The sequence below is a fragment of the Paenibacillus sp. NRS-1760 genome, from assembly GCF_050467785.1.
Lineage (GTDB): Bacteria > Bacillota > Bacilli > Paenibacillales > Paenibacillaceae > Pristimantibacillus.
The window spans coordinates 949241-971158 of the sequence record NZ_JBITPK010000021.1; the positions used below are offsets into that span (position 1 = coordinate 949241).

The window sequence follows — 21918 nt, forward strand, 5'->3', positions numbered from 1 at the left end:
CTTACAGCTTCATTTCAACCTCAACCAAACGGCTTTTCTACTCAATAAGCGCATATTTGCGCTTACCGACAACAAACTAAGGCTATTCTCTCGCTGTAAGAACACATACGTGCTTACAGCTCCATTTCCACCTCGCCGAGACGCCGCAACTACTCTTTAAGCATATATTTGTGCTTATCGAGTTCAAACAAAAAAAGACCACCTAAACAACCGGTGATCTCTACATGCACATAACGAAGTAACAGACTTCCTCCTTCGTTGTTACCAATTAAGCTTTGTATCCATATGTAGCTTTGTTCATCAAAAACGTCATAGCTCCCATTACTCTTGGTTACTTTCCTAACCTCCTTTGCTGCTTAACGTTTGTTCTCATAGCCGACTACTTTACCTACTATTTCCTCTTTGGCAAAAGCACCAGCTGATTGGCTGTCATGGAATCCTCGCCAACGCACATCCGCCAATATAAAATACTCATTCTCCTTTAGCTGCAATGGCTTATTCATAGAATCATTTTTATCGAAAGAAGGATCGCTCCCGTAAAAGGCATCCAGTTTATTCCCATTAATATAAACCTGCCCTTGTTTAACCTGAACCGACTCGCCAGGAAGCCCAACAACTCTTGCTATATCCGTCGCTAGTTTATCTTTTTCAACTTGGAATAAGGCAATATCGCCGCGAGATACTTGATTTTCCTTATAATAATTCAAATCAACCAACACCTCATTGTTTAAAGCAAATGGATGGGGATGCGTATAACCGAGCTCTGACAGCATGCCATCCGTTTCAACTTTTACCTTCGTCAATGAGGAGTCCGGGTTTTGAATGAACTCTATTCTCTTTTCTGTAGCCGTATCCGTAATGGAATGACTACAGCCGCTCATCAACATGATCACGCCCGAGAAAACAACAAAAATAACCTTCCATCTCGTCCTCATCAAACATCCCCTCCGCTGCCAGCTCTCATTTATCACGATTCCGCTTCCAATGCTCCCGCAGCTCCAGCGTTTTTTTGTTCCATGCCTCTGTCTCAGGAATAATACGATTAATGTCGGCACCTTGATATACGATATCATTAATAACATTAATCCAGTTGTACTCCGAAAAACCGGGTATCGTGGCGCCGGGCAATACGAGACTGTTATCCTTGGTCATCTTCACGGCTTCGATATTTTTCCCTTGCCATAAGGGAACCTCATCAATATAGGCTGTCAGCTCTGGATCAATAACGGAAGCATTCGCTCCCTTCTCGATTTTCCATTTCTGCGCCTCCATCTCGAATTGAAAACTAATCCATTTATATGCCTCTTCTTTATGCTTCGAGCCGCTCAACATCGCAAGCGGACCATAAATATGGAAGGAGTATTGGTTGACCTGCCCTCTAGGAAAGGGAAGAATATCCCAGTTAAAATCAGCCTCCTTTTGCAGTGTCGGAAGCAGCCAATCCCCGGCAATGTCAAACGCTGTTTTTCCATTTATGAATTGCTTAACCACATCGCCTTGTGCTTTGGAATCCGCCCAAGAGAGCATAGACCCATCCTTGGTGACAAATTCAGTCAGCCAGCGCACATCCGCCATCACATCCGGCGTGCTTAACAAGCTTTGGGTCAATCGATCATTTAGGTAAGCCAAATTAGGCGCATGCCCATCCGCAGCAGCTTTCATCGGCAGCAATCGCATCACAAAATCACTGTTCGTAGTGAGGCCATATTCCCCAGCTGCAGGGTCCGTGACACGTTTTGCAATATCACGCAAATCATCAAAGCTCCAATCATTAGAAGGCATATCTATGCCGTGCTTAGCCAATAAATCTTTATTCACAATAATCCACATCGGAACATCGACGAACGGCACAGCAAGCCTTCGGCCATTAAAGGCCATCGTATCAAAGTATCCATCGGGCAGTACCTTGCCTTGAAAGGAAGCATCTTCATCCATGTACGGCTTTAAATTTTCGAGCAGGCCGCTTTGCTCATAACGAAGCAAATCACCAACAACCCAAGTCAGATCAGCTGGTGTGCCTGCCGCCTCCAATGCAATAATTTGATTCATGATTTCGTCATCGCCGCCCACGATTTGAACGGGCTCAATCGTAATCCATGGATATTTGGCATTGAATTTATCGTACAGCTCCTTATACGTCTCTCCTCCCCAGGTCAGAAGCTTAAGCGTAACTGGTGTTTTGCCTGAATATTGCCCTTCTTGACCACTATTTGATCCCTCTGCCGCATTCTCGCCATCCCAGCCTTTAAACGTGCAAGAGGTTAGAACTAGCATAAACATCAGGAGTATACTTATAACAAATGTTTGTTTACGTTTGTTTATCAAGATTATGCCTCCTTTGATACTCACGCTTCACTCATTGCCAATCGAATCGATATTCTGGTCTTCCTTCAAAATGGGATGCCTTAACGTTATCGTTGTTCCCATTTCGGGCCCCGTCTTGATTTCAAGCTTGTAACGATCTCCAAAATAAAGCTTCAAACGATCATTCACATTGCGAAGCCCTACGCCTCTGCGCGTACGCGAGAACTTTTCGCTAGGCTCTTCTTCCCTCTCCAGCTGTTCCAGCACGGGCGCTGGAATGCCTTTGCCGTTATCCACGATATCGATTACGATATCCTCTCCGATTTTTCTGGCTGCGATCATAATTTTCCCTTTATCAAAATCGTCGCGCACGCTATGCTGAATCGCATTTTCTACAAGCGGCTGCAGCAATAACCTTAGAAACGGCATATCCAGCGTCTCTGTCTCACAGGAATACAAAATACGAACGACCTTGCCCATTCTTGCTTGTTCAATCGATACATAAGCCTTCACCTGCTCAATCTCGCGGCGCAGCGTCGTAATCTCTTTCCCTTGGTTTAGACTGAGCCGCAGCAGATTTCCAAGTGCCGATACCATCTCGCTTATGTCGCTGCGTCCATGATTTTCTGCCTTCCACCTAATTGATTCCAAGGTATTGTATAGAAAATGAGGATTAATCTGGTGACTCAGCACTTGAAACTCCAGCGCTTTTTTGTTCCTTTCGGAGCGCGCTGCCTCCTTAATCAATCCATCTATGCGCTGAACAAGATTGCTTACTCCTCTATACAGCCAGCCAACTTCATCCTTGCGGGACGACGAAGGCAGCAAGTAATGAAGATTTTCCGCCTCCAGCCTCCTCATTAAACGAACCAAATGCGCAATAGGCTGTGTATAGTAAGCTGTGATATAAAAGACGACACTAATGCAGCAAATAAGATAACCGATCAAAAAAATAACGAGCATGCGGTTAATTTCATCAATCGTACCCGTCAGCTCATGAAGAGGGGTCAAGCTGACGATAGTCCAGGGATGGTTAGCCATCTTCAAATATGTGGCGAGGTAGGTTTCCCCTTCAATCGTAATGGACGTAGAGCCTTCATCACCCGACTTCATATAAGAGATTAAGGCTGTTGACGGAAATTCATTGCCTGTCCATTCATTAACTGTAGAATCATAATGCACGATGCCTTTCTCATTAATGAGCAGCAGCTTCTGATCCTTTAGCTGATCGGACGGCGAGAAATATCTTCTTAAATAGTCCTCGGATAAGTCGGTCGCAATAATGCCTCTTAATTTTTGATCGTACAAGCCCGAGAATCGCTTCACATAGGAGAGCAGCGGTTTTGCGTATTTCCCATGCATGGGCATGGTCAGATACCACGTTGGACTAACCGTCGCTTTCGAGCGCTGAAACCAATACTGGTCTCCGATACGCACCGATTCATCAATTGTTCTCATATAGGATGGATAATCTGTTGGCTTAATTGGGTACACCTTGACTCTAAAAGCATCAATCGTAGACGTAGCGTGATACAGCACGGTCAATAAATTAACTGTAAACGCTTCCTCTTCTGCCTGATTTAATGGTTCCGTTTCCAATAAATCCTGAAGTTCCTTATTTCCAATGACATCGTTAACTTGATCATTTAAGTTGCCCAGATAAATCTCGAAGTTTTTTCTTGCTTGAAGTAGATAGCTCATGGACATTTTCGTATTTGTATTGGAGATGCCCTCGATCGATTTAATATGCGCATAATATGCAAAAAGCAGAAACGGGACGATAATGATCATAAAAAATATGAGAATCATCCGATTGCGAAAGGATGAAGCGAGCCGAAAGGACACTTTATTCACAAGTATACACCTGCCTTCCACTATGCTGCCTCCATCGCTGGAGTAGACTTGTCCTCGATAATATACTTCATTGAGTTACTTTTGCAATAAGTAATTTAAGCTTGTTACAGCATTTCGTTATGCTTAATTCCTCATTCCTGGTAAAGCGATAATAATTCCCCTTAAAGTTTGCATATCCCTCATTGTGAGCAGCTTGCATATTCTTTAGACTAATGGCGTAATACCTAACCTTTCAACGAAAAGAGGAGCAACGATGACTGCATCGAAAAGGGTGGTACATGTCATTTCGCATACCCATTGGGATCGAGAATGGTATATGCCTTACGAAGCCCATCATGTCAAGCTGATTGAGACAATGGACACGCTGCTGGAAACGTTCGAGGCCGATCCTGATTTTCGCAGCTTTTACCTCGATGGTCAAACAATAATTTTAGATGATTATCTGCAGGTGTACCCAGAGAAGCAGAGCCAAATCCAAAAGCTGTGTGATGAAGGCAAGCTCTCTTTGGGTCCTTGGTATATTTTGCAGGATGAGTTTCTAACCAGCAGCGAAGCAAACGTAAGAAACTTGCAAATCGGACATAGGGATGCCAAAAAATATGGACCGATTTCGAAGCTTGGTTATTTCCCAGATTCGTTTGGCAATATGGGACAGGCTGCTCAGCTATTAAGACAAGCAGGCATCGATACCGCCGTGTTCGGAAGAGGTGTAAAAGCAACTGGCTTCAACAATCGGGTGGAAGATTCCTCCGGCCTTGAGTCCCCTTATTCCGAGCTCATCTGGCAGGCACCCGACGGTTCAAGCGTATTAGGCATCCTATTTGCCAATTGGTATAACAACGGTATGGAGATTCCAGTTGATCCTCTCAAAGCAAAGCCTTACTGGGAGCATCGCCTTGCGCGAGTGGAACAATATGCTTCAACCTCGCAGCTGCTGCTTATGAACGGCTGCGATCATCAGCCCATTCAGACCAATCTCTCCGAAGCGCTCCGCGTAGCGAGAGAGCTGTTCCCTGCGTACGAGTTCATCCACTCGAGCTTTGACGATTATGTAAAGGCGGTTCAAACGCAGCAGCCTCCGAACCTGAGCCTAACGCGCGGAGAGCTGCGCGGCCAGCAAACGGATGGCTGGTATTCGTTAGTGAATACAGCGTCTGCTCGTGTTTACATCAAACAGCTTAATCAACAAAATCAGACGCTGCTGGAGAAGGTGGCCGAGCCGATCTCTGCCATCGCCCATCAGCTCGGCAAGCCTTATCCGCATGGTCTATTCCAATATGCTTGGAAGACACTGATGCAAAATCATCCGCACGACAGCATTTGCGGATGCAGTGTCGACGAAGTGTACCAAGAAATGAAAACTCGTTTTGCCAAAAGCATGGAGGTTGGCAAAGCATTAACGACCGAGAGCGTTAAATTTATTAGCACTAAGGTCAATACAAATCATTTTGCCAATATCAGTGAGTCAGCTGCTCCCTTTATCGTCTTTAACTCAAGCGGCTATGAAGGCTCATCGGTCCACCAATTCGAGATTGAATGGTCGCACCGTTTCTTCGATCAAAGCGAGGATCCTGTTGCCATTGCTAAGCAGGTTCAAGATCGGACGCACGCCGAAGGGTACTTGGTGAACGGCAGCGGTGAACGCATCGACTTTACTGCTCATGATTTAGGCGTTCGCTTCGGCTATGAACTGCCAAATGATAAATTCCGGCAGCCCTATATGGCTCGCGCACTGCGTCTAACCTTCGAGACCGGCATATTGCCTTCGATGGGATATGAATCTTTTGCATGGATACCATGTCAAAAAGAGATTAAAACATCCGGCGAGAATAGCCATTCATTAGTGACTAGTGAACGAACACTGGAAAATGCTCGTCTTACATTGACGATAGAGGAAGACGGAAGTTTTACAGTTTATGATAAGAAAAGCCAGCAGCTGTTTTCGGATCTTGGCCATTACGAGAATGTAGGCGATATCGGCAATGAATATATTTTCAAGCAGCCAGTAGGCGACTTGCCAATCACGACTAAGGGCAGCAAAGCCGAAATTCGAGTAGTTGAGGACTCGCCTTACCGGGCAGCCATTGAAATCACTCATCGCCTTGCTATACCTGCGCGGGCAGATGATCTTCTAGCAGAAGAAATCCGCACAATGGTTGAATTCCGGCAGCGGAAGGCTGGCAGATCGACTTCCCTTGTACCGCTAGAAATTGTGACACTAGTTAGCCTAGAACGTGAGGGCAAAGGTGTTCAAGTCCATGCGCGCATTGAAAATCAATCACAAGATCACAGGCTGCGCGTGCTTCTTCCTTCGGATATTGCTGCATCCACACATTTTGCAGATTCAATCTTCGAGGTCGCTGAGCGTCAAAACGTTCCTGCAAAGGAATGGCAAAATCCGAGCAATGCTCAGCATATGCAGACGTTCATTGACGTGCATAGCGAGCAAAGAGGCCTCACGATTGCAGGCAAAGGCTTAAATGAATATGAAGTGCTTCAAGATGGCAGAAATACGATCGCTGTAACCCTTCTGCGCTCCGTCGGAGAGCTTGGCGATTGGGGTGTATTTCATACGCCTGAAGCGCAGTGCTTAGGTACAAATGAAGCGGAATGGATGATCATTCCTTACGGCAGCGCTGAAGAACGTTTTGAGGCTTATCGAGAAGCCTATCGTTTCCCTATACCTGTTACGGCAATCGCAGCTGGATTGCATGATGGCGAGCTTGCTCCCACTTGTGATTTCCTCAAATGGAATGGTGACCAGCTCGCCTTCTCCAGCCTGAAGATCAACGAGGAGCGTGGCGACAGCATGGCAAGGTGGTACAATTTAGCAGAATCCACGACCAGCTTAGCTATTCATCCAAGCGCTGCTTCTGAATCCTATGTAAGCGACATAATGGAGAACGATAACGCAAATAAAATCAAAAACAGCGTTCAGGTCGAAGGCTTCAAAATCGTAACGATTGGTTTAACCGCAGCTTCAAAATGACCAAATCAAAAAACTAAAAGTTAAAATGCAAAGAGGCAGTCTCCCAAGGTTATGCCATTTTCACCTAGGAGTCTGCCTCTTCATGCTTCTTGCTGAGTGCAATTTTTCATATCATTAGTGTGGCACAGCTGGCTCTTCATCCGCAATGCCTCTTTGTCGTCTATATTCCTTCGGCGTGCAGCCGACCTGCTTTTTGAACAGCTTCGAGAAATGAACCGGGTCCTTATACCCCACCTGAAATGAGATTTGATACACTTTGTATTTGATGTCGCCTAACATTTCCTTCGCCTTCTCAATACGTATTTCTGTCAAATATTCCAAAAAGGTTTTCCGTTTCTCCTTCTTAAAAAGCTTGCTCAGCCATACCGGCGTCACATGAACGGCCATTGCAACACTCTGAAGAGTTAAGCTTTCAGCATAATCCCTCTGCAATATTTTCTCCGCTTCATAGACAATCTGGCTCGGCGTATTGGACAGCTTGCGGAAATCTGCTGCGATTGCAAGAAGGAACAGCTCTGTTTGCACACGCAGCGATTGCAATGTATCGTATTGCTCTAACAGCTCCCACACCGCGATCGGATTGCTGCCCAAATTTTTGCTTGGAACACCTGCCGCCGCCGCTCTGCGAAACACCTCGAACAGCCACTCAAATATTTTTTGCTGAATGTCACGCAATTGATTGAGACGCCAGGCTTGTACCATCTCCACAAATCGATCCATCGCTGCTGTAATTTCCTCATCCGTGCCATACTTCACGAGATCGAGCACCTCTTCAGGCTCGCTAAGCGACAAGTCACTCCCGTCACCCTCATAAAATAAACCCTGCTCCGTAAATAATCGATTGCCTCCGTATACAGCCTTTTGCTCCAATACGTTTATCGCTTCCGCATACATTTCATGAAGATTCTCAAATGTACAAGGTGTTGTTCGCATGCCAGCGCTTGCTTTCACCTTAACAAAATCGTTGATTCGCTGTAAGCAAAGCTGCGCCATGCCCCGGCTCAGTTCGGCATGCTCTGGCCGCGAGCAGCTGAAAATGACAATCCATCGATTGCTGCTGTCCATGCAAAGCGCAAAGGGGTGGGGATAATCTTCCTCCAGCGTTTGATTGACCACATTGCCGATTCCGAACAATATTAAATCCTTTTCCTTCGTATGGCGATTCTCGATTGCTTTCAGATCATCAGCTTCCACAACAACAAGCGTCATATGCTGATTCGCTATCCACTCCAAATTCAATGTCTGCAAGCGATGTCTTCTCCGTGCTTCACGATAAGGATCATAGTCCTGCTCAATCATTTCTCTGAGCAGTTCCTCGCGCATTTTTGGAATCGCAAACCTCACTTGATTAATAAGCTGCTGCTCGTTATGCTGGTCCATTCTTTTTCTGTGGATATGATCCATCGTTTTTCTAACGATTTGGGTCAGCTCGTCCAAATTGATCGGCTTGAGGATATAGTCCATAACACCGATTTGTATCGCCTGCTTCACCAGCTCAAAATCATCATACCCACTTACAACAATCGCTTCCGGTTTATAATTTTCAACGGTAGTCAATGAACGAAGAAATTCCAGCCCCGACATCCGATTCATTTTAATATCTGTGACGATAAGATCCGGTCTCATATCCAGTGCAAGCATTAATGCCGTATCTCCATCATCAGCCACCAGTACCTCATCAATTCCGAATGTTTCCCATGGAAAGCGGTTACGTAAACCTTCGCGGATTTCGAATTCATCGTCCACTATTAAAGCACGCAGCATCCTCTCACCTTCCCCTTCATGCATATTCAAAGATGTTCAATACGGAACCATTACCTAACTACATACTACCTGACTGTATTTCGGATTACACGGGGGTAATTGCAAACTTTATGGTCTAGTATTAAATAAACGAGTGTACCTGCGCACCTTCATACGATCATCCAAAGACAAGCTCACTCAAAAATAAAAGCAGCTGTCCCAATAGGTCTCAAAAACCTGCTGGAAACAGCTGCTTCTCGTGTTATAACAAGTTCAAAATCGGCTCGTATACTCCGTACAGCAGAATATAAAATGCCGCTCCGAGCGCTGAGCCTATATAAGCTCCGTTCAAACGAATACGCTGCAGATCGGTCTCGACCTTGCTCTCGATGAAATGCACCAGCTTTTGCTCTGTGAAGCTATCAAGCGTCTTGCGTACGATGATTCCGATAATTGCATGTTCGGTTTCAATCATCTTCTGCACGAATTTCTGCACATATTGCTCCAGCCAGCCCTTCGTTTCCTCGTTCGCTTTGAACCACTCCCAGTATGACATAATGAACTGATTAATCAGCTCCTTAATATCGGATGGATTGACGGAATGTTTCTGCGGCAAGGCTAGCTGCAGCTTCGGTTCGCTGATCAGCAGCTGTCTAAAGTTGCCGAGCAAAGCTTCAATAGAAGGAAGCAACGAGATCTTCTCAATCACTTCATCTCTCCATTCATCAACAGCAGCCGAAACATCCTCGCGGTGCTGCAAATTGTCGGCAAGCTGCAGCACCATTTCCTCCAGTAAAACACGAAGCTCATGCTCTGGATTTCGCAAATCATTAATGAGCAGCTGCAAATCGTCATACAGCACATTTGTAGCATCGTCGAGATTCAGCGCATTCGTTGATTCAGCAATCTCCACTGCCATTTTTTTGAGCCACTTGGAGAAGATACTGCCTTGATTTACAAACTTCTCCTTCTCCTTGCCAAGCAGCTCACGAATGACAACTTTGGTTTCTTCTTCTGCTGCGCGTGCCGCGGCGAACTCAACGATCTGGCTAACCCAGCTTTGGAAATTGCCTTTCGCCATCACCCATTTGAGCGCCTTGCCGGCGTAAGGCGACAAGCTGATCTTGCCTAAGCTTTTTCGTGCTTTCTCATCCAAAATGACGGATAGACCTTTAATATCCAGCTTGGCAAGCAGACCAGCCACCAGCGTCCAGCCTTGCTCAGCGAGCATGCCGTTTGGTCGGCGATCGATCCATGAAATGCCGATCTCTACAAGCGATATTTGCTTTACCTTTTCCTTTAACAAATCTTTGCTGAGCAGCTGCTGCTCGACCATATTCGCGACGCCTTCAATCAGCTTATCGCGATTTCTAGGGATAATCGCTGTATGCGGAATCCACTTCCACCCAAATGGGTGGCGGAACAATACCGTTACAGCAAATAAATCAGCTAATGCGCCAACGAGGCCCGCTTCGGTCGTGTAGAGCAGCATCCGTGCCCACCACTGGTCTGGGAAGACATATAAGCAGCAGGCGGCAATGACGAACAAGACGGCAAGCAATATTAAGCTGCGGTTTGCTTTTTTTCTCATAGCCATTTATGCTCGCCCTCCAATCCAAAACGTCGCTAGATGCAGGACTACGCCGATAAGCGCTCCGATACCAATTCCGTTAATCCGAATGTACTGCAAGTCGCGTCCTGCTTTCTCTTTAACCAGCTCGATAAGCTCTTCTTCAGAGAAGCTGTTCAGCTTGTCAGTTACCATTTTTCCGATAAAAGAATGCTTCTGCTCCACCCATTTCAGCAGCGTCGTCTTCACGTATTGATCCAGTCGAGTAAGCAGCTCTGTATTTCCCACTACATAAGCTATTCCTTCTTCCACTTTATCCTTGATCCAAGGATAGCGCACTTGCTCGCCTTCCGCATTGGAAGCCGCAGCGAGTCGAATGGACTCCAGTCCCCGCTGAATGAACGCATCGAGCTTAAGCTCATCCTTCACAGATGACAGAAGCGTTGTTTTCCCCGCTTCTATTCGGCTGCGCAATTGTTCATCCGTACGCAGTCTTGCAACAAATTGCGCAATAAAAGCTTTGATTTCCTTGCGCTGCGGGTGGTCTTCAGCATGAAATTTCTGTAGAAAAGATACCAGCCACTCCTGCAATCGTCCACTAATATTTGCCGCTTCCAGCCCTGCAGAGAAATCGATCAGCTTCCTTCTAAACTTATCGCCTTCGTAGGAACGAATGGCTGAATCGACAATTTGGCCTACAACAGCGCCAAATGGTGCCGATTTCACAATTTTGATAAGCTCCGGAATGATAAACTCGATAATCCGATCATCGTAACCGTTTTTGATGGTCCAATCACCAGCATCGGCAGCAATGTCTGCTACAGGAATCGAATCGGCATGCTCGAGAAGGAAGGTTTGAACGGTTTTGGCCAGTTCCTGCAAATCAATTGTCGTAATTACATCATCCGCCAGCTGCTGCAAAATGTCATTCACACCCTGTTCGCCGCCGTGCTGCTTCAAATATGTGACTAAAACGTCTGCAATATTGTATTCGTCAAGCCTCTCCCTAATATTCGGGATGGTTAACAATTCATTTTGAACCATTTGGACAAGCTCGCCAATCAAGCGCTCACGATTCCGAGAAATGATGTTGGTTCCCATCCACACCGGCCACTTTATTTGCAAAGGATTTCCAAACAATGCGCTAACCGCAAAGGAATCCGCCAGTCCGCCAATCGTTGCAGCGCTAAATAAGGAAAATAACAGGCCGCCAATAAATGTTTCATGAAAGGGAAAAGCCGCCAATATTCCGATCGCTGAGAAAAGAAGCGCTAAATCCGCTTTTTTCTTAATACTGAATTTGTTCATACACAAGCTCCATTCCTGATGATCGTTCCACATTAATTATCCCATATGTATAGGGTGTGAAACAATGGAGTTTCTATAATCTGAGAATTGATCTTTATAAGGTTTAAGCGCTGCTGCTTTTGGGGCTTTTTTTCAGCTTCCGCGGCACTAATGAATCGCTCTTAGAAACTTGCCAAATGCCTAGGCAAACAAACGCTCCCCCTACGAGATGAGACCATGAGAAAGGTTCGTTTAAAATGCCGTAGGATAGAAGCACAGTGCTAAGCGGAATGCAGCTTGTGTAGACAGCCGCTGTTCCCGCACTCACTTTGGAAACACCGCGAAACCATAATATATAAGCCAAAGCGGTAACGAAAATACCGTAATAAAACAACAGGCCAATATCGCCAACAGTTACACTGCTGAAATCGTATTGTTTAGCCTCAATAAGTGCAATAGGCAAAAACATGATGAATGAAAACAAGGTTACATAGGTTGTCCCAAGCAGTGAAGAGACATTGCTTGCAGTCATTTTGCGCAGGATCGTAAGCATCGATTCCCCAACAACTGCGCCTAAAATAAGCAAAAGCCCAATATACGAAGCTTGTGACGGAGGCGAAGAGGAAGGAATCAGCCATCCTGGCACCTGAATGCTAACAACACCCAGTATGGAGCAAACGATGCCTATTTTAATCGGATTCGTTAATTTTTCTTTTAAAATCATATACGAAAGGAAAGCAACGACCGCCGGCGTTAAGCTCGTCACAATACCCGCTTCCGTTGCGAGCGCGGTCCGAAGGCCATACAGCATGAATACGCGGAATAAAAACATCCCGAGAAACGCTTGCAGCAGTAAAAATAAAAAATCCTTTCTCCCGACTCGGAGCGAGGTTTTGCCGCTTAGCATCAAAATCGGAATTAACAGCAATAAAGCAATGATTAGGCTAATCGCTTGTGACAAAAAAACCGGCATCTGCATCGTCGTTATTTTGCCGGCTACTATGGAGCTTCCGATGAGAATAGCGGCAATGGTCAGCTCAAAATACGCAATAATACGAGAATGATTCACATTCAGCAACCCCTCTACTTTTGTTTCATGTATACTGTAGCAAAGGGTCGTTAACTGGTTGTAGTGCCATTAAACAGGCATTTTCATAGTACCACTTCAAAAGGAGTCTGGATATTTTGTGGCTGTCCATCGATAGACAAGCAAATTTGCCTATGTTTCGCCAGGTTTTCAACTCACTCCAAGGTGCTATTCTCTCGGGTGAGCTGCCTGCTGGCTACAAGCTTCCATCCACAAGAGAGCTTGCTTCGCAGCTTCATGTCTCGCGCAACGTGATTTTGGAAGCCTATGAGCTTTTATTGGCTGAAGGATACATAACAGGCCGCTCTGGTGCAGGAACTTATGTAGCTCAAGGAGCCTGCTTGCTTGGCTTCACGAAGGCGCCACCGTTACCATTACCCGCTTCATTAGCAGAATCGACGAACAAATCAGAGCTCGATTTCATCTCGTTTCGTACGGGCCTGCCCGCACTGAATCTATTTCCGATGAAGAAATGGGGCTCTATTTTGCAAAGTGTATGCATGGATTCCTCTATTGCTGAATTAGGTTATGGCGATCCGTCCGGTGACTTGGAATTACGTCGTCTGCTATCCAAACAGCTGTGGATTTCAAGAGGAGTCGTCAGCAATCCCGAACAAATTATAATTACAAACGGTGCGGTACAGGCGCTTCAGCTGATCGTTAAGCTGCTGCTGAGAGGCGGGGAAGATGTTTTAGTCGAAGATCCGTCCAATGTAGATTTAAAGACGATATTAACTTCTACAGGAGCCGAGCTACATGGCGTTCCCGTTGACGATTCCGGCCTTTTAACCCACAAGCTTCCCGTAAACCTTCGGCCAAAATGCATCTACGTCACACCCTCTCATCAATTCCCGCTTGGCGGCATTTTACCGATACAAAGGCGGATTGAATTAGTTGAATACGCCCGCCAAAGCGGCAGCTATATCCTCGAAGATGATTATGACAGCGAATTCCGGTATGATGGGGCTCCTATCCATTCACTCCAAAGCTTATGTCCTAAGCAGGTAGTCTATATTGGAACCTTCAGCAAAGTCATGTTCCCTTCGCTGCGAATCGGCTATATGATTGTCCCTGAACCACTGGTTGAACCCTGTCGCCAGCTTAAGCGGCTGTCAGACTATCAAACGCCTATGATTGAGCAGCTCGCTTTGATTCGTTTCATGAACAGCGGATCGCTTAATGCTCATATTTTAAAAATGAAAAAGTTGTACAAAAAGAGACGCCAGCTCCTGCTTGATGCTTTACATGAGCAAATTACCCTGCCTTACCAGATATGTGGACGAGCGGCTGGTTTGCATCTGGTCGCTCAGTTTGAAGCGCAGCTGCCGGAAGATTTAATGATCCGGTTGGAAACAGCGTCTGTATTTGCGGACTTGCTGCCGAATAACCGAATGCTGCTTGGATACGGGCATTTGGACGATCAGCAAATTTATGAGGGCGTCCGTCGCATTGGCAAAGCCCTCAAGAATTGAATGTCTCCTGCCGAGAAAAGCCGGCAAACCAAAGAAACCAGCTGCACCCGATTATCAGGTACAGCTGGTTTCTTTGGCAAACCCTCTACTTCGGAGAAAGCACGTACTCGCTTCCGGCACTCACCGTCCATGATACAAGCCCATCCTTGCTGAATACGTCTTTCACCTCATGGCCATCTTTCCTTACGATGAGCGGAATGCTGCTTTGCACGACACAGCTATTAGCTGCGCCAGCTCGTATGCATGCTTCAACAAGCAAGCCATTTGACCAGCGGATGTCCACCTCGAAGCCGCCTCTTGCGCGGAGACCTGTCACTTCTCCATGAGGCCATGCTTCCGGCAAAGCAGGCAATACATGCAGACTGCCCGCATGGCATTGAAGCAGCATTTCCGTTATGCCTGCAGCGCCTCCGAAGTTGCCATCGATTTGGAACGGAGGATGATTATCAAACAGATTAGGCAGCGTGGAATGACTTAGCAGATCTTGCACATTCGCATACGCCTTCTCCCCATCCTCAAGCCTTGCCCAGAAATTAATAATCCAAGCTCTACTCCAACCCGTGTGACCGCCGCCGCTTGCAAGCCTTTGATCTAGCGTTACTCTGGCAGCATTTGCCCATTCAGGTGTCCCTCTAACCGTAAAGCGCTTGCCCGGATGCAGGGCGAACAGATGCGAGATATGACGATGTCCCGGCTCCGCTTCCTCGTAATCCTCCATCCATTCTTGAATTTGCCCATGCTTGCCAATTGCAGGCGCCGGCAAACGGGCTCTCATATTGTGCCAAAGCTCCTGCTCCGATGAGTCGATGCCGAGCTTCTTCGCCGCTTCTGCACAAGCCGTAAACAATTCATATAAAATTTGACTATCCATCGATGCACCGATGCATAACGTACCGGATTGTCCATTTGGCAATAAATAGGTATTCTCAGGAGATACAGAAGGATTCAATACAAGCAGGCCATCCTCTGTTTCCGTCAAGAAATCCACAAAAAATTGTGCCGACTCCTTCAAGGTTGGATATATTTGTTCAAGAAAAGCATCATTTAGGCCATACTCATAATGCTCCCACATATGCAGGCAAAGCCAAGCCGCACCAAGCGTCCAATACGAGGCTGGCAAATAAATGTCCTGCGGAGCGGTATCGCCCCAAATGTCGGTATTATGATGAGCGACAAAACCTCCACAATCGTACATTGCTCTTGCGGTTATTCTGCCGGGTTCACGCATCCGCTTGATGAGATCAAATAATGGCTCATGGCATTCTGCTAGATTTCCCGCTTCTGCCGGCCAATAATTCATTTGCGTATTAATATTAATCGTATATTTGCTGTCCCACGGCGGCAGCATTTTCTCGTTCCAAATGCCTTGCAAATTGGCAGGAAGCGAGCCCGGACGACTGCTTGAAATGAGCAAATAGCGGCCAAACTGATAATATAAGGCCATTAATCCTACGTCGGCGCTGCCTTCTTGAACTAGCTTTAAACGCTCATTTGTAGGTACATAGGCGGCATTCGAATAAGCAGCATCCGTTAAGCGAAGCAGTACCCGCTTTGACAATGAAGTGAAATCTTGAATATGGCGCGATTTCAACTCTTCATAGCTTATTAAGCCAGCACGGGCTCCTGCATGGACAGCATATGCCTCCGGATCAGCATGACGGAATGATGTGGCTGCGGTTAATAGAAGCGTTACGCTATTGGCGCCTTCCACGATGAGATGCTCGCCAATAATTGATACTGAACCGCCATCTGCAACCGCGCGCAAAGAAGTTCGGAAATCAGACCCGCCTGAACCGCCGCACATGCCGCGCATCACGATCGTATTCTCGTCTGCTTTCACCAGCTCGTCATAGTAGCGATTGCTGCCGCGCAGCAAACGGGCTGTAAAGCTGATGCTGCCCGGCTTATCTGCTGTGAATCTTGTAACTATTGCTTCATCTGGGAAACTAGCAAATGTCTCACGGGCAAAACAAACGTCTCCTTTAGTAAAGGTTACACTTGCAATACCGTTGACGATATCGAGAGCTCTAACATATTCTCGTGCTTCTTCTTTCGAATCATATTTTAAGCTTAGCTCTATATCTCCAAGCGGCATATAGTGCCTCTGCGTTTCGGGTACGCCAGATAGAGCCATCGCGGATAAATCATGTGCTTCGTTCAAACTTCCCTCTCTCAGCAGCTCACGAATTTTCGGCAAATATGGCAGTGCGTCTGGATTGTTGCGATCACGCGGTCCGCCATACCATACGCTGTCTTCGTTCAGAGCTATCCGCTCACGTCTAATGCCCCCAAATACCATGCCTCCGAGCTTCCCATTGCCAACAGGCAGCGCTTCCTCCCAATTGGAGGCAGGCTCCTTATACCACAAGCGCGTTTCTTCAACCAGCGTCATCTTCCATTCCCCTTTTATTCATCTTTTATTTAAGAGAACAATCCTTTACTATATTAATAATCCTTCAAAAAAATTGAATGGCGGTGCCGCAGGTGGATAGAACAAGTGAACAACATGCGTTATCTGAGTTGCTGCAGTCGCTGCAGCTAAAATTGCTTATGGCGCATAAAACCCAAGTCTCTCTAAATTGGGGGGAAACCAACTCTGTTCCCGAATACAATAAGCTATATTTTATTTGCGAGGGTGAAGGCTGGATTCGCATCGGCAACGACGACTATTATCCAAAACCCGGTCAGCTGTTTCTCACGCCTGCGCATACAAAGATATCGTTCTCCTCTTTAAATCATCGTCCATACTTAAAGTATTGGTGCCATTTCAATATCATGGCAGGTCCCCTTGATCTTTTTCAGTGGATTGGGGTTCCGCTTTGCATCAACATTGAGGATACGAATAGTATGACGCGATTGTTCCATGAGCTCATCGAATGGCATGAACAAGATTCAATCGTTGCTAGGCTCCGAGAAAAAGCTGTATTGCTAGAAATCATAAGCTGTTTTCTCGAATCCGTTCCGATTCGCGTGCTGCAGCACCGAACCGAGGAAATGAACCGTTTGAACGTCATACAGCAATATGTAGACAGTCGTCTTCATACGAGCATCAGCGTCGATCAAATGGCCGAATCTGTTCACCTTCATCCCAACTATTTCAGTTCCTATTTCAAAAAACATTTCGGGATGCCACCACTTAAATACGTCAGCCGCAAACGAATAGATCGCGCCAAACAGCTCTTAACGACAACTTCTCGCAGTATTAAGGAGGTTGCTGATCAATCTGGTTTTAAAGAAACGAATCATTTCACGAAATTTTTCCGTAAAGAAACAAATCTAACCCCAACCGATTATCGAATAGCCTATTCGGAGACGCGATCGCATCAAGGCGATAATTCAATTATAAAAGCGCATTCATAATGTTACGATGTAAGAAACTAAGGTATAAGGGTATAATTCTAAGGGTCTGCCTTCTAATGGCAATAAAAAATAGGACAAGCAGCTGTAGCAGTCTGCTTTGTCCTATTTTTTTGCTTCTTAATGATGATAAGAAGAGATCATTGTCCAATCGGCATCCGTTAATTGATTGATTTGCCATACCGCAACACCGCGCAAGCCAAACGCTTTCGCTAAACGTATTTTGGCTTCGATGCTTTGCGTATTCTCATACCAAAGCAGATGCGAGCCTCTATCGTCCTTAAACGTAATTTGATTCAAAAAGTACGGTAGCTGCATAACAGATTTCGTATCAGCAGCTGTTAAGCGACTTTCTACAGCCGCGATGGCTGGCGACCGGAAAAACTCTACAGTACCGTCTGCCTTTGTTGTCCATTGGTTAGCCTGCTTAGAAATGCCTAGCTTCAGCTTATCTGCTGGAATATACGAGAGTATATTTCGTACGGAATCGCCAACAAGCGTAAGCGGCGCAGACGGCAATCCACTTTCCTCATGCGTAAATTCATAGGCCATCAATATAACTTCATCAGCCAGTTCGCCAATTTGTTTGTAATCATAACCTGCATAATAATAAGAAGGCGGTACAACTACCGTAAGTGATATTTCACTGCTTAGTTCGGCCTTAATTGCACGAATCAGTTCAACGAAAGGCTGCTTATACTCAGCAGGTACCATGCCTTCAAAATCAATCGCCACTCGCTCAAAACCATACAAAGGATTAGCGGCTGCCTCGGCTACAGAACTAGCAAATGCTTTGCGAGCTTCAGCATCGATTATAAAATCACCAAGCTTCTGAAGCGTTGTATTTCCAAAGATCATTAGCGTCTTCGTAGAACCACTCGTTTCTGCCGCTGTTAGAGTCTGCTTCCAGTCGCTTGGCGGCGACATAAGAACGGATGCTTTGCCCGCTCCCTGATAGTCAAGCTTAGCCCAGTCAAAGATAACCTCATCTGAGGCGGCGAATCTATCCAGTTTTTTGTAAGGTCCACCTGCTGCAAAAAAAACTGATACCTCAAGCTGGCGGCTTTCGCTTTGGAAGTCGATCATCCGATCAACAATGGCGGCTGCTTCGCGTCGTGATAACGACTTTTTCGGAAGAAACAAACCTTTATTGTCCCCTTGCATAATCGAATCCGCGTATGTACGCAGCACATATGGTGCAAGGTTTTTATCCACTTGATTCATATCGGCAAAGGCCGCTTTCTCGCTAGCTTCTTGCCAGCCTGTATCTAACCATTGCTGCTTCTCTTCTGCCGTTTTTCCTTGAAGCAGCGCAAAAGCCGTTAATGCTGCTACTTCCTCACGCTTAATATTTTGGCTCGGATTAAATTTTCCATTTACGATGAGCAAATCCAACCAACCAGCATCATATGCGGGTTTAATAAAGGCATAAGACCAACGATCCTTGGCCACGTCAGAGAGTCCAGCAGACTTCTCTTTATCTATCACCGGTTTAACGGATTGTACTAGCAGCTTTACGAATGCTTCTCTCGTAAGTTCGGCGCTTGGACGAAAGGTTCCATCCTCATATCCAGAAACGACTCCAAGTGCGACTAAACGATAAATAGATTCGGCTGCCCAATCCTTTACAGGTACATCTCGATAGGGCTTTAATTGCGCATCATACGCAAACACCTGCACGGCGTTTCCCAGCATAAATATTAGCAGGATTCCAATAATAACGGTTGTTTTCCCTTTGAACCTCACTACATCCTCTCCTTTATGAGCATAGCTATCACTCTATCGATTATTCGATAGAATCATATCCTATATTCCATAAAAAGTCTAATAGACCCAACTTTTGGGCGGCGAAATAACCCTATCATTAACCCATTTTTCTTAAAATAGTTTTTAGTCTAGTTAAAAATGGTTATTAGTCCAACCTTAAAAAAAGGTATAAACGTACACTAAACCATCTATAGGTAGGTGTCTTTAGTGAGTTGTTTGAATAAAAGAAATCGCTGCAAAAAGATACGTGTGATAGTATGCAAATCAAAAAACAGAAAGAAATGCCGTAATAGAGTTGTTAAAAAAATTGTGAAGGTAACATGTCCTCCTCCTCAAGTGAATGTAACTGCTCCGGTAGGACCGACCGGACCTCAAGGACCCCAGGGTATTCCTGGTTCAGTAGGAGCAACTGGTGCGACTGGCACTAATGGGGCGACTGGAGCTGCTGGCGCAACTGGCGTAGCCGGAGGAGTATTAAGCTTCGCTGATTTTTTTGCATTGATGCCGCCTGATAATGCAGCAACTGTTGCTGTCGGTGCAGATGTAAGTTTTCCGCAAAATGGACCTACTAGCGGAACTAACATTACCCGCACTGGTGCTACTACATTTAACTTAGCTGTAATTGGAACGTATCAGATTTTGTTTCAAGTAAGTGTGACCGAACCGGGGCAGCTGATTTTAACCATTAATGGCGCTGATCTAGCTTATACAGTGGTTGGCCGAGCAACAGGTACTTCTCAAATTGTAGGAATGGCTCTTGTACAAACGACTGTCATTAATTCAATACTCACCGTGCGAAACCCTGCGGGCAATTCCACGGCACTTACGATCACACCGCTCGCTGGAGGAACAAGATCTGTTTCAGCTCATCTTGTTATTACACAAATCGCATAATGGCATGCAGAATGACTGTTATTGAAACATCCAAAAGCATAAGAAAGTGGCTGTCTCAAAAGTAATAAGTACACTAGACAGAGATCTCACTATAAACAAAAATGTTGGTAAACATGAAAAAATAGCGGTGGAGGACTATTCCTGTACCGCTATTTTTCTGTTTTGGTCTATAGCTGCTTGCTTAAGCAGATTGTGGACAAGCGAAAGCCACCCGACCTCTAGACTTTTAGGCAAGCCGCGAATCAGAAAACGCCGAAATCCCCGGTTATTCTTGATCTGCCCGAATACACTCTCGGGTTCAATCATTCGTCTTACCGACAACGTATATCCTGCCTCGCAGCGCAGCTTTTCCCTCGCATGCTGCTTGTAGCGCATATAATTCAGTCTGACTCAAATCTCTCGATTTCCTTGTGCCTTCGTACATGCAGCTTTCAACGGACATCCTTCACAGCCCAGGCTGTGGTAATGACGATGTCGGATTTCAAATCCACTTTCCGTTGCGCTTTTACTTTCGTAGCGAAAGACAAACTCCTGTTCATTCGCGCATGTCCACATATCTTCTTCCTCATTGTATGGCAAATTGTCGAGCTTGCTGATGTCGGTTTGCCTTTTCTTCGACTTTTCCTTATGGTACATGCTGTATTTGACCAGCACCTCAAGCTGTTCCTTCTCTAAGTAAGCATAATTCTCTTCTCAGCCATAGCTAGCATAGCTAGCATCTGCGATTCTCGTTCCAGGGAGCTTCCCAAGTGAGGCTTTTACTTTCTCTAAATGCTCTCCGCGATCTATGTCCAGCTATCCTGCACAATTGCAGGAACTTCGCCCTTTATAGCTGTGTTGGACATTTATGTTGTATGTACGCAATAACTTGCTATATGGTCTGTCATTTTAGCACTTTAAGAGCGCGTATATTGTAGGAAATACAATATAGCTACACGTAAGTGTGAGAAAGATGCCGCTATCCTGCGAATATGCAGTATACAAAATAATTAAGAATAACGTAGAAGTGCATATTTGCTGAATTAGAAATGGGATATCCCAAAAGGGTAAATCGATGTGAAAGAATCCCATAGTATATGAAAAAAAACCTTCAAAACCACTATGAAAGTGAATCTGAAGGTTCTTTTTTTGCCAGCATATTACGTGAAAAGTGGGGGCTGTATGATTAGGAAATTGCTTTTGGGACAGCCCCCTTTTTAGTTTTAAATCGTTCCATTAGTTAAAAAGCTTATATTCTCTGCTTCTTATATCAATGCAAAGAGTTGCTTAATGGCTTCCATTCGGCCCTTGGTTTTCCGTTTGAGCGCCGCCTTTGCCTTGGTTTTCGGATGGAGCTTTGTTGCTTTGGTTATTAGAGTTGCCTCCACCGATACCTTGGTTATTGCCTTGACCTCCGCCAATACCGCCGCCTTTGCCACGGTTTTCTTCTTGGCCTCCGCCAATACCGCCGCCTTTGCCACGGTTTTCTCCTTGGCCTCCGCCAATGCCGCCGCCTTTGCCACGGTTTTCTCCTTGGCCTCCGCCAAATCCGCCGCCTTTGCCTTGGTTCTCACCATAACCTCTGCCTGCTCCACCGCCTGCGCCACCACCAGCT

13 protein-coding genes and 2 pseudogenes are annotated in these 21918 nt (G+C 45.7%); 4 read left to right on the top strand and 11 right to left on the bottom strand.

What is annotated here, in order from left to right; all coding sequences use genetic code 11:
* Nucleotides 1-356: 356 nt before the first annotated feature.
* The 3 genes from lepB to ACIFSR_RS31910 are packed head-to-tail and all read right to left on the bottom strand — an operon-like array spanning nt 357 to nt 4179.
* The gene (gene lepB, locus ACIFSR_RS31900) at nt 357-935 is read right to left on the bottom strand and encodes a signal peptidase I (protein ID WP_430063127.1); all 579 of its coding nucleotides are present in this window, start codon (nt 933-935) and stop codon (nt 357-359) included.
* Nucleotides 936-960: 25 nt separating this feature from the next.
* A complete protein-coding gene (locus tag ACIFSR_RS31905; RefSeq protein WP_339208022.1) occupies nt 961-2325 on the bottom strand; it encodes an ABC transporter substrate-binding protein in 1365 nt (454 codons plus the stop codon).
* A 27-nt stretch (nt 2326-2352) separates the two neighbouring features.
* Nucleotides 2353-4179: a cache domain-containing sensor histidine kinase gene (locus ACIFSR_RS31910; protein WP_339208020.1), complete on the bottom strand. Its 1827-nt coding sequence runs from the start codon at nt 4177-4179 to the stop codon at nt 2353-2355.
* Nucleotides 4180-4411: 232 nt separating this feature from the next.
* On the opposite strand from ACIFSR_RS31910, the gene ACIFSR_RS31915 reads away from it, so the two are divergent.
* Nucleotides 4412-7147: an alpha-mannosidase gene (locus ACIFSR_RS31915; protein WP_430063130.1), complete on the top strand. Its 2736-nt coding sequence runs from the start codon at nt 4412-4414 to the stop codon at nt 7145-7147.
* 114 nt (nt 7148-7261) lie between these two features.
* Here the strand turns inward: ACIFSR_RS31915 and ACIFSR_RS31920 are convergent, their stop codons facing one another.
* From ACIFSR_RS31920 to ACIFSR_RS31935, 4 genes are all read right to left on the bottom strand, one after another.
* A complete protein-coding gene (locus ACIFSR_RS31920; RefSeq protein ID WP_339208018.1) occupies nt 7262-8911 on the bottom strand; it encodes a response regulator in 1650 nt (549 codons plus the stop codon).
* A gap of 241 nt (nt 8912-9152) precedes the next feature.
* The gene (locus ACIFSR_RS31925; RefSeq protein ID WP_430063134.1) at nt 9153-10487 is read right to left on the bottom strand and encodes a DUF445 domain-containing protein; all 1335 of its coding nucleotides are present in this window, start codon (nt 10485-10487) and stop codon (nt 9153-9155) included.
* A complete protein-coding gene (locus tag ACIFSR_RS31930) occupies nt 10488-11768 on the bottom strand; it encodes a DUF445 domain-containing protein (protein WP_430063137.1) in 1281 nt (426 codons plus the stop codon).
* Nucleotides 11769-11871: 103 nt separating this feature from the next.
* Nucleotides 11872-12816 (bottom strand): DMT family transporter, encoded by a 945-nt coding sequence (locus ACIFSR_RS31935; protein WP_430063139.1) that lies wholly within the window; start codon nt 12814-12816, stop codon nt 11872-11874.
* 116 nt (nt 12817-12932) lie between these two features.
* Here ACIFSR_RS31935 and ACIFSR_RS31940 point away from each other — a divergent pair, with 116 nt between their 5' ends.
* Nucleotides 12933-14306 (top strand): PLP-dependent aminotransferase family protein, encoded by a 1374-nt coding sequence (locus ACIFSR_RS31940; protein ID WP_430063142.1) that lies wholly within the window; start codon nt 12933-12935, stop codon nt 14304-14306.
* An 85-nt stretch (nt 14307-14391) separates the two neighbouring features.
* Here ACIFSR_RS31940 and ACIFSR_RS31945 read toward each other — a convergent pair whose 3' ends face one another.
* Entirely contained in the window at nt 14392-16698 is a 2307-nt protein-coding gene (locus ACIFSR_RS31945) for a glycoside hydrolase family 95 protein (RefSeq protein ID WP_430063145.1), read from the bottom strand.
* A 92-nt stretch (nt 16699-16790) separates the two neighbouring features.
* Here ACIFSR_RS31945 and ACIFSR_RS31950 point away from each other — a divergent pair, with 92 nt between their 5' ends.
* Nucleotides 16791-17666 (top strand): helix-turn-helix domain-containing protein, encoded by an 876-nt coding sequence (locus ACIFSR_RS31950; protein WP_430063147.1) that lies wholly within the window; start codon nt 16791-16793, stop codon nt 17664-17666.
* Between the two features lie 117 nt (nt 17667-17783).
* Here ACIFSR_RS31950 and ACIFSR_RS31955 read toward each other — a convergent pair whose 3' ends face one another.
* A complete protein-coding gene (locus ACIFSR_RS31955; RefSeq protein WP_430063149.1) occupies nt 17784-19409 on the bottom strand; it encodes an S-layer homology domain-containing protein in 1626 nt (541 codons plus the stop codon).
* A gap of 330 nt (nt 19410-19739) precedes the next feature.
* Here ACIFSR_RS31955 and ACIFSR_RS31960 point away from each other — a divergent pair, with 330 nt between their 5' ends.
* Entirely contained in the window at nt 19740-20324 is a 585-nt protein-coding gene (locus ACIFSR_RS31960) for a collagen-like protein (protein WP_430063151.1), read from the top strand.
* 135 nt (nt 20325-20459) lie between these two features.
* Here the strand turns inward: ACIFSR_RS31960 and ACIFSR_RS31965 are convergent.
* Nucleotides 20460-21098, bottom strand: a pseudogene (locus ACIFSR_RS31965) (transposase); the annotation flags it as partial.
* Nucleotides 21099-21590: 492 nt separating this feature from the next.
* Nucleotides 21591-21918 (bottom strand): annotated as a pseudogene (locus ACIFSR_RS31970) (hypothetical protein); the annotation flags it as partial.